This window comes from Bradyrhizobium sp. Ec3.3, from assembly GCF_000472925.1.
Taxonomy (GTDB): Bacteria; Pseudomonadota; Alphaproteobacteria; order Rhizobiales; family Xanthobacteraceae; genus Bradyrhizobium.
Genome location: NZ_AXAS01000112.1, coordinates 1 through 12752 on the forward strand (window position 1 = coordinate 1; position 12752 = coordinate 12752).

Here is a 12752-nt window from a genome sequence, read left to right on the forward strand (position 1 = left end):
TATGCGGTCTCGGGTAACCACCCGAGCATGTGGTGGTTCTGCAATCAGGTGCGAAGGCTCTGGCTTACGACGCTTCGGCGTCGGAGTCAGAAGGCTGATCTGTCCTGGGAGCGCTTCATCCGCCTCGTCGATCGCTTCTTTCCGCCAATCAAGACACTACACCCGCTGCCCTGTCACCGCTTCGACGCCAAAACCCGAGGGAGGAGCCCGGTGCGTTAGCAGCGCTCGCCGGGATCTGGGTGGGGGGCGAGGAGCAATCCTCGTCCCTACCACGACCATGGGCGGCGGCTCTCGGCCGGCGGACATTTCAGTGCTTGGCAACACACCCAGACGTAATCCTTCAAGGATCCGTTCAAGGGATCGTTTTGGACCGGCTGCGGTTAGCGGCCCTTCCAAGTGTCGAGTTTGGAGGCTCTCAAACTTTTCTCCGCAGTACAGGAAATGCGCACCGCTTCGCGACAGCGCAACGAGATGAGTGTCCAAAATGGACGCTTTACCACAAGACCGTCCTCAGGATCCGATGTTACTAGGAGATCGCGATTCAAGCTTTCTTCAGGCGATGATCACAATCGCAAGGCGGCAATCTCGGTAATGCATATTGGCTCGCAGCGGACCTCGCGCAATGTCCGCTTCTGCGCCGCTGTCGGGGCTACGCGGACATGGCGGATTTATGAGTACACGTCCTGGTTGGAATTCTGCTGCAGCGTAGCGAAACCGGTGGAACCGAGTCCTCTCCTGTTCGATTATGGCCGCTCGAAGGTAGGTGTAATTGCCTGTTCATGAAGCTGGAAATGAAACTCTCAACCATTTGGGTTTTTGTTGGCCTCGCCGCTGGAGGGTGCTCAGCCCTTCCGCGTTCGGGACCTATGGCTGGTGACGTAACGGCGTCGGCTTCCCGCTCCTACGAATTGTTTGATATCTCGCCCCATGTTGTCACTGCCTTACAACAGCGTGGTCCAAGCAGTTTGGTGCGGCGCTTTGGCGATGCCAAGCATTCGCCTGAGCCCACCATCGGGGTTGGCGACTCGGTTGTCGTCAACATTTGGGAAGCTCCTGGCGGGGTTCTCTTCGCCTCGAGTGCGATTACGTCAATTCCATCAACCACAGGCTCAAGAAATTCGACGGTGCCGGATCAGGTTGTAGGTCGGGACGGGGCAATCACGGTGCCTTTTGCCGGACGAATTAGGGTCGCTGGGCAAACCACACGGGCGGTCGAGGACACGATTCGTAAGGGACTGGCGGGTAAGGCCACGGACGCCCAAGTCGTCGTCAACGTTACTCGTCCGGTCAGTAGCACCGTCACAGTTACGGGTGAGGTTGCCAACAGCGCCCGAGTCCCGCTTACCGTGGGAGGTGATCGCATCCTCGACGTGGTTGCAGCCTCCGGTGGCCTGCGTGCCCCCGTTAACGAGACCTACCTTGAACTCACCCGGCGCCAGGAACTTGCCCGCATCCCGATGCTTCGAGTTACCAAGGAGCCGCGGGAAAACATCTATTTAAGGCCTAACGACGTCCTTACGCTTGTGCGAGCGCCCCAGAAGTTCTTGGCTTATGGGGCGACCGGCAGCAACGCGGAAATACCGTTTGACGCGGATGGTATTATGCTCGCTGAGGCCCTGGCGAAGGCCGGCGGCCTGCTCGACTACCGCTCTGATCCGGCTGGCGTGTTCGTCTTCCGGTATGAGCCTAGTGCACTTGTGCAGACCATCGATCCTCACAGCTTCCTAGCAACGGTCGAGCCGTCCGTACCGGTCGTATACCGGCTGGATTTGCGAAGTGCAGAAGGCTTCTTTCTGGCTCAGAAGTTCCCAATCATGAACCGCGACGTTGTTTACGTCTCAAGCGCACCGCTCACGGACTTGCAAAAAATTATGGGAATTGTGAACGCGTTTTCAGCCTACGCCGTGCAGGGCGCGCTCATCGCGGGCAAGTAATGCAACAAGCGTTGGCGCGAATATAGGGTGTCGGCCAAACCTTGTGGGCGGCAAACTAACGGGCCATAGACGCGGGGTCGTGCGTGCCCCATTTCAGGTTCAGCCATGTTGTTAAGCGTATTTGGCACTCCATCCGCCCTGATGTACGGCGGTCTAAACGTGGTGCGCAATCTGACCGAGATCGTTCTCGGACCGTATCAGCTTGCCAACGCCAATTCGACCGAGCAGCTTCGCGAAAGGTTGTCGGGATTAGGCCCGATACACGATGCAAAGGTCGTTTTCTATTCTGATCTGCCAGATCCCGACCTTTGCGCGCTGTTCGTAAAAACGAGAGCGCCGATCGTTCTCTTTGTCGATAATTTTGATGACGTGGTCGCATATGCACGTCGATCGCGAGATATGACCCTCAATGACAGCATTCGGTTGGCCTCGCGTTCGTTTTGTGCTCTCGAGCCGCTTATCCGATCCGACCTGGTGTTGAAGCTCGACGCAAGGACGCATGTACGAGCCTTGGGAGAGGTGCTCGCCGACATTGCTGCATTCTTTGGAGCACGTCTTAACCAGGCAAAGCGCGAGGAGGTTGCAAGAAGCCTGTCATCGGAAGGAGAAAAAGCCAGCCTGTTCGCATACCTGGCGAAAGTACTTCCGCACGCCGCTCTCCCAGGCAAAGCGATTCAACAGATGGCAATCGCTGATCGGACTCTAGTGGCTCAACTTTCCCAGCCATACTCAGCGATTGTGAGTGGCCGTCAGCTGGAACACATGGATTGGCCGATCAGCTTTTTTATGGATAGTGCGGCCCCAGATAGCTTGTTTTCCGGGCGCGTCGAGTTGCTGGGGCCGGCCAGATTTCTCGCCTACGGACCATACCTACATCTTACGCCGGGAAAATGGTGCGTGGATGTTGTCCTCGAGGTGCAGGAAAACCACTCGGGCAACCAGCTCTACGCAGATATCTACTCCGGAGACATTCTCAGCGTCGTCACCACGTCGCTGCCGGCGAGCGGCACATACAGGCTCCAGATCTCGTTCGAAATCACAAACCCGCTCGAACCTGTACAGGTCCGCTTCCAGACGCTTTCCGGAGCCATCGAGGGAATCATCACCTTCAATCGGATCGCTGTCAGACGAGCGGGGCCAGTGCTACCTGATCTGCGACGCGAGGGGGCCGTTTGACCCTTCACGTCGCGTCTGAACCTGATCCCACTGCGAAAGGAGGCGGTCAGTGAACGCGCTAACGCGGCTGCGCGATCTTTCCCGCGTGATCGCGGGCCAGCCAGCGACTCTAACGCGCAGGGCGGCGGACCTTTATTTTGAGGAGACGCGCCGGCGTGCGACCGTCATTCGCCTCATCTTCTTCGGACTGGTCGCCGCTCCCACGATGGTGGCGGCGCTCTATTTTTCGCTTTGGGCGGCGCCCCGCTACGTATCGGAAGCGCAGTTTCTGGTCACCAAGGCTGCATCCGCAAAGCCGACGGGCCTTGACGCGTTGATGAAAGCGGTCGGCGCATCGCAGCAAGTCGACGATACCAGCGTGGTCACGGGATACCTCCTCTCCCGCGACGCGGTTCGATCGCTGGAAGCTCAGCTCCCGCTTCGCGAAATCTTTTCTCGGCCCCAGTCCGACCTGTTTTCGCGCTTTCCAAGGTTTGGGCGCGGCGATTCCTTCGAACGTCTGTATGACTACTTTCTAGATCGCGTCGATGTCTATCAGGACCCAAAGACTGGGTTGTCGGTCCTCACGGTGCAGACCTTTCGTCCAGAAGATTCAAAGGTGCTCGCCGACGCGCTGCTCAAGCTCGCCGAGAAAGCGGTCAACGACCTCAACAAGCGTGCCGAAACCGACACGCTCAATTTTGCCTGGAGCGAGCTTGGCCGCGCGCAGCAGAAGCTGATCGATGCGCAGCAGGCGCTGACGACATTCCGGACCCAGGAACTGCTGGTTGATCCGACAAAAACCTCCGCCGCCGTCCTGGAAACAATCAATCGCCTATCCCGCGAGCGGGTTCAGATTTTGGCGCAGCGGCAGCAGATACTGACTTCTGCCCCAGACAGTCCGGCGGGGAAGACCATGGCGGTGCGCGCCGAAGCACTGCAGAAGCAGATCGACCAGGAGCGGTCGAAGCTCGCCGGGGGCTCGGGCTCCCTGGCGCCGAGTGTTTCGACCTACGAGCGCCTCACGCTGCTTCGCGAGCTCGCCGAAAAGGATGTGGCGTCGGCACAAGCAGCGATGGAGGCCGCGCGGCAGGAAGCGCAACGCCAGCATCTCTACATCCAGATGCCGATTGCGCCCAATCTCTCCGACGAAAGCACGGAGCCGCAGCGGTTGCGGGCGTTCGCGGCCGTGTTCGTCACCGGTTTTGCGATATTTGCCTTCATATGGATCCTGATGGTTGGAGCGGGTGAGCATGCGCACCGGTAGCCTCCGCATGGCGTCGCAGGACCTGGGCGTGGGCCTGCGCTCGCAGGTGCGCGTAATTGGCGCTCTGATGATCCGCGAAGCCATGACCCGTTATGGCCACAAGGACCTCGGGTTCTTCTGGCTGATGGGCGAGCAGCTGATCCTGACCACCGGCGTGATCGTGATGTGGAGTATGGGTGGTCTTGAACATGGCCACGGGGGTGCCGGCGTGGTGCCGATGGCGGTGACGGGGTACGGATTTATCCAGCTGTGGCGCCACATCGTTGGCCATTCCAATCAGGCCATTCGTCACAACAACCATCTTCTCTATCATCAACAGGTCAAGATACTGGATATCCTGCTTGCCAACGCGCTGCTCGAAACGATCGGAACCGTGTCTGCCTTCCTGATTGCCTACATTCCGCTGTGGCTCTTTGGCGTGCTCTATCCCATCCACGACCCGCTGCTGCTGTTCGGAGGCTTTGCCTTCACGGGCTGGCTTTCATTCGCGGTTGGGTTGAATATCGCTGCTATCACCGAGCTCAACGAAGCGTCTTCGCGTCTGGTGGCGCCGATTTTATACATTACGCTTCCGTTCACGGGGTTGGTGTTCATGGTGTCATGGCTGCCCGATCAATATCAGTCGATTATCCTGTGGTCCCCCTTGATCAACTGCGTCGAGATGATCCGTGGGGGAATTTTCCCACTTTATATGAAGACCTACTTTTCGCCCGCCTATCTCACGATCGTTTGCGTGGTCCTGACGGCCATCGGCATTCCGGCGGTCCAATACGCCCAACGACACAGTCATCATTGAGAACGTGATGGAACGAACGAAGCTGGCGGATAGCAGTCCTCCCATCGCCCGGCCGTACGAGACGATCCAGCTGGTCCCGGTCGAGGCAGAGGGGGCCATGATCGATGCGCCGTTTCGGCCCGAGCTGGCGCAACCGCGTGGATGGTCGATGCGGGCAAGGTTGTTCGTGGGCCTGGTCCTGCTGCCCAGCTTCGTCGTCGCTGTCTATCTCTTCCTGATTGCTGCGCACCGATACGTCTCGGAGGCCAACTTCATCGTCCGGTCCGCCGCCTATCAGGGCGCCATGGCGGCCGGCAGCTCGCAGGCGGCGGTGCTGGCCTCGAGCCACGGGGCAGGGGACCTTGCAGATGCGGTGAACAGCTACATCAAGTCGCGCGACATGGTCGAGCAGCTCGAAACGACCAATGACTTGCGGAAAATCCTGTCGCGGGAAGAGTCCGACTTCCTCTACCGCTTTCCCAATCTCTATCGCCGCGATAATCGCGAGGAGCTCTACAATCATTTCGGCACGATGGTCAGCGTCGAGTACGACAAGACGTCGGGAATAACCGCCATCGCCGCCGTGACGTTCCGCCCGGACGATTCACAGGCGCTCGTCAACGCACTGCTCGGGCACGCCGAAGAGCTGGTGAACCGCCTCAACGAGCGCATGGTGAGGGATGCCGAGGCGTATGCGCAATCCGTCGTCAACCGGGCGCAGGAGCACCTTGTCGACATCGGCCTGCGCCTGGTGAAGTTCCGCAACGCCGCCGGCAGCGTCGATCCGTCGCGCGAGTCGGCGACCGCGCTGGAGCAGATCGCGCAGATGACCACGGAACTTGCGGAAATGCAGGCCTCGCTTCAACAGCAGATCTCGCTTTCGCCCTCCAGCCCCGCGATCGCGCCGCTGCGGGAGCGGATCCGCACCTATCAGGAGCAGATCGACCGCGAGAAGATGAAGATCGTGGGCGCCGACCGCTCGTTGAGCGGCGGGCTGGCGGAATTCGAAAAGCTGACGCTGGAACGGCAGCTCGCCGCTCGCGAGATGGACAGCGCGCTCGGCAATCTCACCGCGGCGCGACAGGATGCGCAGCGGCAGCATCTCTATCTTCAGCGAATCACCCAGCCGAACCTGGCCGATGAAGCGAAGTATCCAAGGCGCTTTCTGATGCTTGCCGCAGCGTTTGGCGTCTTTCTCGCGATCTTCGTCGTTGTGAACTCGATTCTCAAGGGATTTCGGGAGCATTCTCTCTGATGCCCCCCTTTGGCAAAATCACACGTTCGATAGCTCGCCTTTCAGGCGACCTGCCCGCGGTTGGGCCGGTGGCCGGACAGCTGCAATCGCTCAAGGCGCGCGTTGCCGATGTGATGGCCGAGGACCAGGTCACCGATCGCGGCAAGTGCGTCGCCGTCACGGACCTCGTGAAGGAGGTGCATAGCTCGCTCGGCAGGCGCCGCGTGCTTGACGGCATTTCGTTCGAAGTCCGTCTCGGGGAAAAGATCGCGGTCCTTGGCGGCAACGGCGCCGGAAAATCGACCTTGCTGCGGATCATTGGCGGCGTGGATTCCAAGACATCCGGCGAGGTCCATCGCGGGCTTTTCATGTCCTGGCCACTCGGCTTTGCCGGCGGCATGGGGCACGAAATGACCGGCGTGGATAATGTCCGGTTCATCGCCCGGCTTTACGGCGCGCCGGTCGAGGATATGATTGCCTATGTCGACGATTTTGCGGAGCTGGGACGGCAACTCTTTCTGCCGGTGAAATACTATTCCAGCGGCATGCAGATGCGGCTTGCATTCGCCATGACGCTCGCCATCAACTTCGAATGCTTCCTGATCGACGAAGTGATGGCGGTCGGTGATCACCGCTTCCATCAGAAGTGCTATGACGCGTTGTTCGTCGCCCGTAAGAATTGCGCGATGATCATGATCAGCCACGACACCAACATCATCCGGCGATACTGCAATCAGGCTCTGGTGCTCAAGAACGGACGGGGACGCGTGTTCTCAGATCTGGATTTCGCGATTAAGATCTATCAAAGCTTACAGTGAATTCACAAATGAAGCTGCGCACAACATAGTTGCTGGTCTGTTGCCGCTTGTATCCGTGAATTGCTGCGAAGAGCCGGGCGAGCATGTGGCGGTCATCCTCGCCAATCTCTGAAGCGCGCTCGAAGAAGCTCATACGATCGGTCGTCTCACCGCGCGCCAGCCGGTCAAACTCAGTGGCCGATGTTGCGTGCCCGCGCGCAGCGCTGCGCGCGAAAGCCCATTTCGCCGCCACGGAGTTGCCCGCCTGGAAATCAGCCTCCGGCTTTTCTTCCTCGTCGGATACGGACAGATACTCCATCAGTGCAGCGTCACAGTGTCCCATTTCCTTGAGACAATGCCCGGACTGTATCAAAAGGCCGTCCCGTTCGGGTGCAAGGCGACGAACTGACGGTACAGTTCGACGCCGGTTGACCATTCCCTCGATCACGCGCCGCATCGGCTTGCGCGAGAAGGAGAGCATTCTTCCGTGGCACCAAGAGCTCTCGGAGATGTCGACTCAATTGGTCCATCTGCTTATCCAACGGGAGCTGGCATCGCCGAGGTGACGATCGGCGTACCTACAGGTGACAGAAAACAGCGCGAAACGCTCCCGTCGGCCGACATATGCGTCAATGCCCGCCTCAAGGGAAGTCTCGACTTCCTGGAAGCCCGCATCGCGCGGCTGCGTCACTTGTGTGAAGTACCTCTCTCAAGCCCGCAGGCATGCGCGCCATTTTTTTGCTGACTTTCCGGTGAATTTGCCAGAGCCGCATTGAATTTTGCGACTCGCTCATTAATCGTCAACTCTCTTGACGTCAGCTTTGGCAGATAGTGCGAGATTCCAGGCCCATCGGGTTTCCGTTTCAGTATCTTTCGATACCCGTCCGCCAACACCATGATCGCGTCAATTCGTGACCGCCTTGCTTGATCCTCCGCATAGTCACCCGGCTCCCCTGCTTTCTTTGCGAGTGCCAGAATTCCTTCGGCAATAAAGCTCCGCGAGTTAAATTCGGAAGGAGGCAAGAAACCATTGGGCAGTTGTAACGGCCTCACGCGAAGATCTGACAGGTCATCTGATTTCCTACCTAGGAGGGCCAAGAAGCTATCAAAGTCTAGTATGGCACCAGGATCGATTTGGTGATCGGTGTGCGGAATATTTGCAAACTTCGAACTACCTCGTCGAAAGAACTCTTCGGTCATGTCACAATCTGACAGATACAGATTGCGGCATATGAAGAAAAATGGCGCTAAGCCAAAATAAACCGCCTCGAATGTGAGTGAAGAGAAGTCACCCAGAATCAATCCTGCGTTAGCCAACAATAACGCTGTTAATTCGGGTGACGAAACCACTAAGGATGCAAGCTTAAAACTTGACCCGGAAAATAGCCTCTCATCGGCAGGATGAAGCAGGTAGACGATCTCCGAACTGTCCGGCAACGAAGAAAGTTCCTCTGGGTTCACACCCCAGGAGAAGATGACCAGCTTTCGTCTCGATCGCGGAACTCCTCGCCAATATCGAACATCTAGCGTGTCAAACCGTTGGGATGCACTACGTCTCAGCAATTCATCCATTTCGTGTGCCCGCGGATATCCGCCAACGACGATCTTCCCGAGGGGCGGCGAATACAAACGAGACAACCGATCGGCCCAGAGAGACGACGGGGCAAAATATATGTCGTGACGCAAGAAATGCTCGCCAAATGTATAAGACTTGAACGGCGAGAAGCCATGCTCGATACCTACACTGACAAACGGCTCCCCGTTACGAAACAAGGCAACCATGTCGCGCGCAATTAGCGAAGCGCACACAACGATCGGACATCTGCTAAACACAAGCTCACGGATTTCCGTTTCCCGGTAGTCGAATACATCGATGAGCATGATCCGTCCTAAACGCGATTTGACCGCATTCTCCAATGGTCTCAAACAATAGAGGTCCTTTGGTTCGCTTGAGGCAAAAAAGATTGCGTGTTCCATGAAGTCTTCATACCTAAAGCAAGCGATCAATGATCATTGTCACGAGCTCAAGCGCCCCCTTAAAGATCCGCCACAACGGCCTCAAGCATATCTTTGGCTCGCTCGAAACAAAAAAACCGGTAGGCACGCCCATTGCCGGTCTACTGTAGACTAGCGATGATACTTGCAACAGTATCAAGCGCTTTTCGAAGATCCTTCATGTGCCCGTCATCTAGCGGAGAAAGCAAACGCTTGATTTCTGTAGAGGAAATATCACTGGTCCGGGAAAGATAGCACACTTCGCAAACGTCACGCAGATCGTCAAATTTTCCTGTCCAATCGTCACCCATCACGAGCGCGCTAATCTTGTATTTCTTGATATCGGTTCGCTTTTGATCCCAAGAAGATTCCGGAAGCACCATATCCACACAATCTATCGAACCAACAATTTCAGCGCGCTGACTGTAAGGAATGATGGTCTTCTTTTTCTTTTGCGCATTGAATTGATCCGTCGAAACGGCAACAATCAACTTGTCACCAAGAGCCTTCGCGCGGTTAAGAAGTCGCAGATGTCCGACATGAAAAAGGTCGAAAGTGCCATATGTGATAACTGACCTCAACTGCGGTCCCTCCCCACCATTTTGTTCCATTTTGCAGATGCCCCACTAATTCGAGTAAAGGCGAGAATGAGATTCAATAAGTGAGCGACTGGATGGCGGTATACTTTTCGGATCGTCTCAGCTTAAGCTCACTCTCGAAAGGTTCGTAGTTGTCTAGGAGGCAACTCCGGGAGACAAAGTCATCTCCCAAGTCGAGCCATATCAATCGCTTTCGGCCCAGGATTTCCGCCATGACCCATCTCTGAGGTGGATTGGGCAGCATGCCACCACGGACGAACTCCTGGGATCGCAGAAGTACCTGTCGAAATTTGCGCCGATCCATAGTCGAGCGCGTCGCTTGCTCCAGTACGCTCGCGCTTTCCGGGTCACGTCCTAAGATATATCGATAACCCCAAATGACTTCATCGACAGTAAGCACGACAGCCACCCGCCCGTTACGGTATCATCATTACGCAAACGTGACTTGCTCGACAATTCGAAGTCGGGTGGCGATATCTGTTTCGGCTACGGCTGCAACGCGCAGCAGCCCGATAGCGGGTGACCGGCTGTCCGACGCGCTTAGCTTCTCCGCCAAATCAGATGGACCGCTTATCGTCAGCCGCAACAAATAGCTGTCGCTTTCCAATCTCGAACTGGGCTTGATCCCGTGGATGACGAAATGGCCCGTGGTATCGTGTATCGTTTTTCGTAACACCTGCGTCGACTGGGACTCGATAATCAGATCGGAACCTATACAAGCCTCCATTGCGCGAAATGCGACGTAGATAGAGAGACGTTCTCTCCCCGGATTTGAGACCGAGAAAGCTAGACCCGCACCTTCAACGCAAGCCCAGGTGTGGTCGGACTCGGGCTCACACCATCCTTCGCCCACACGGATGGACTGCCCAATGAAGTAGTCTTCGTCGGTATATAGTCCGGTGTTCCAGTGGCGTCCCCTCGCGGATGAGATCGCCTTGACCATACGTTCTCCCATAAGCTCGGCGGGCAGCCGAGGCAGGGCAAGGACGGGGTATTCCCGACCAAGCTCCAGGGTCGGGGCAGCGGGTCTTGCCGACATACGAAAACTGTCGGCGCTGACGGCAAGAATCTTCGAGGCTACACTTTCCCAGGTAATCGGTTTGTAGTCAGATCGAATGCGCTGTTCCCAACGCGCCAGTTCGCTCGGGTTTTCCAGATAATGCCTGATCGCTGCAGCAAGCTCGGTGGGTTTGGAGGGATCAACGTACTGAGCGAAATCGCCGCCGACCTCCGGCAGCGATGTGACATTCGACGTAATGCAAAGCTTGCCAAAGCTAAGCGCTTCACCAACAGGCAGCCCCCATCCTTCGTATTGGCTTGGGTAGATAGTCAGCAGACAGTTCTGATAGAGCGTCTTGAGCTCTATGTCGGAAATGTCGGAGAGTATTTTGATCTTGCCGTGCAGGAATTGAGAAGCTTCACATGCAAACAGGAACTCCTCGGCTCGCCAACCGAGACGCCCGACGCAAACCAGATACGGTGCATCCTCGCGTTGCCGAACCAGTTCTTCGAATGCGTAAAAGGCAGCAATGTGGTTCTTTCGACCTTCTATGGTGCTGACGAACAGAACGTAGTTTCCAGACGCCAGGTCCCTGTCGATGCTGCCGACGTCCAGATCTTCGACCGGCGAAACAGGGAAAGCGCCGTTCCTGGTTACAATAGGCTCCTGAATTTTCCATCCGTGGCGACTGAAATACCGGACCAGGTCGTTCTTGGTGCTCTCTGAGACGCACAGATATTGATCGACAACTTGGGGACTCTGATGCAGGAAGTTCGTGAAAACCTCCGCCGTGCCTTGGTCGCAGGTCTCTCGTGCGAAGATCGGAATCAGGTCATGAATAAGAAAGAGAATCCGGAAGCTTCCGGCGTTTTTCATGTTGCGCAATCTTAGGAAGTAATCCCGATTCACCCATGCTGCGCCGAGCAAACAGAATATATTCTTTCGGCCGGGCGGTGGCGGCTTGAACGGGGTGGCCTCCCTCATATAGCCGTCGCGCGCCGCCGGCTTGTCGAACTCCACGGTTCGAAACTCGGACTGCCTTGCGAGATCAAGCAACAGCGATATTACGAAACGCTGATCGATCTCATAGAATGCTGATTTCGAATTTACGTACGTCAAGAAGTGGACTTTCACGTCACCCAAATCGACGTTCAGCAACGCGAGCACTATTGAGGCCTGCACGCGTTGAATACCCGTCAGATTATCGTGGTGCCCAATATAGAAAATTAAATCCGATATATCGAAATACAAGTGATGGGTGCCTTCTCCCTTGTAAAACTTCTCACCCAAATTGCGCTCGCAAGCTTCAATTTCGCGAACGATCGACAGATCATCCGGCGAAATCCTTTGGGCATTCCTGTAGCTTTGAAGGGCCTCCCCAGGTCGGCCTGAAATCTTCAGCAGATGTCCGAGCATCACAAAGGTGTCCGCGTTGGTCTCTTCGATTTCGAGAGCTTTTCTGTAGGCGGTTTCGGCCGCCTGGTAGTGGCCCGATTCCTTGAGGGCGTGACCGAGCTGGACCCAGATGTGTGCGAGACTAGGATCGATGTTCAGCGCAGTGCGATAAAACTGCGCTGCGCCAGACCACTCACGCTTGTCGCGACGGGCGTCCCCCTCAGCGATCATTTCGCCAGCGTCGCGCTTGAGCTCCAATAGTTCTTTCAGTTTCATCGGATATCTTCCACCGGACAAAAGGAGAGCACTCAGTTTCCTAAGGGAGGCGAGCTGATGCCCGTAGCTATTTCGTCATATCTAGGCGTGTACTGATAAACGGCCGGATCGGAAGTCCGCTTCCGGGAGCGCAGCAAACCAACTGTGGTCAAAGTGGAGTTCTTCGGGTTTGACCCATAACAGAGTGCGCCAGGAAAGCTGGCAAAGAATAGGAGGTGAAAGTCCCCCATGGGGTAAGGACTAGCCATCCACCCCGACCCCGAGTGATGCGCGGCGTCCCGCAAGGGCCGACGTGAAGCGTTCACAGGGGAGACCACGGGCCAAG

The 12752-nt window shown here is 56.6% G+C and carries 10 protein-coding genes and 1 pseudogene; 7 read left to right on the forward strand and 4 right to left on the reverse strand.

The annotated features are described in order from the left end of the window. From YUU_RS60930 to YUU_RS0144490, 7 genes and pseudogenes are all read left to right on the forward strand, one after another. Positions 1-219: pseudogene (locus YUU_RS60930) on the forward strand (group II intron reverse transcriptase/maturase); the annotation flags it as partial. Between the two features lie 560 nt (positions 220-779). Next, a complete protein-coding gene (locus YUU_RS54275; protein ID WP_051390257.1) occupies positions 780-1934 on the forward strand; it encodes a polysaccharide biosynthesis/export family protein in 1155 nt (384 codons plus the stop codon). A gap of 105 nt (positions 1935-2039) precedes the next feature. Next, positions 2040-3110, forward strand: a complete 1071-nt coding sequence (locus YUU_RS0144470) for a hypothetical protein (RefSeq protein WP_027527942.1) — start codon at positions 2040-2042, stop codon at positions 3108-3110. 205 nt (positions 3111-3315) lie between these two features. After that, positions 3316-4356, forward strand: coding sequence for a chain-length determining protein (locus YUU_RS54280; protein WP_156944906.1), 1041 nt, complete (start codon positions 3316-3318; stop codon positions 4354-4356). Continuing rightward, a complete protein-coding gene (locus YUU_RS0144480; RefSeq protein ID WP_027527943.1) occupies positions 4343-5152 on the forward strand; it encodes an ABC transporter permease in 810 nt (269 codons plus the stop codon). The genes YUU_RS54280 and YUU_RS0144480 overlap by 14 nt, the downstream gene beginning before the upstream one ends. A 7-nt stretch (positions 5153-5159) precedes the next feature. Next, on the forward strand, positions 5160-6386 hold the full coding sequence (locus tag YUU_RS54285; RefSeq protein WP_051390259.1) for a hypothetical protein: 1227 nt from the start codon (positions 5160-5162) through the stop codon (positions 6384-6386). Between the two features lie 68 nt (positions 6387-6454). Continuing rightward, positions 6455-7183, forward strand: a complete 729-nt coding sequence (locus tag YUU_RS0144490) for an ABC transporter ATP-binding protein (protein ID WP_245288317.1) — start codon at positions 6455-6457, stop codon at positions 7181-7183. Here the strand turns inward: YUU_RS0144490 and YUU_RS0144495 are convergent. The 4 genes from YUU_RS0144495 to YUU_RS55655 all read right to left on the reverse strand — a co-directional run bounded on the left by YUU_RS0144495 (position 7158) and on the right by YUU_RS55655 (position 12427). Further along, positions 7158-7643, reverse strand: coding sequence for a hypothetical protein (locus YUU_RS0144495; RefSeq protein WP_156944907.1), 486 nt, complete (start codon positions 7641-7643; stop codon positions 7158-7160). The two genes, YUU_RS0144490 and YUU_RS0144495, sit on opposite strands and share 26 nt — an antisense overlap. Positions 7644-7849: 206 nt before the next feature. Then, complete coding sequence (locus YUU_RS0144505) at positions 7850-9139, reverse strand: hypothetical protein (RefSeq protein WP_156944908.1); 1290 nt, start codon at positions 9137-9139, stop codon at positions 7850-7852. A gap of 140 nt (positions 9140-9279) precedes the next feature. Beyond that, positions 9280-9768 carry an adenylyltransferase/cytidyltransferase family protein gene (locus tag YUU_RS0144515; RefSeq protein WP_035665087.1) on the reverse strand — a complete coding sequence of 163 codons (489 nt, stop codon included), beginning with the start codon at positions 9766-9768 and terminating at the stop codon, positions 9280-9282. Between the two features lie 418 nt (positions 9769-10186). Continuing rightward, on the reverse strand, positions 10187-12427 hold the full coding sequence (locus YUU_RS55655) for a glycosyltransferase (protein ID WP_027527949.1): 2241 nt from the start codon (positions 12425-12427) through the stop codon (positions 10187-10189). Positions 12428-12752: the final 325 nt, after the last annotated feature.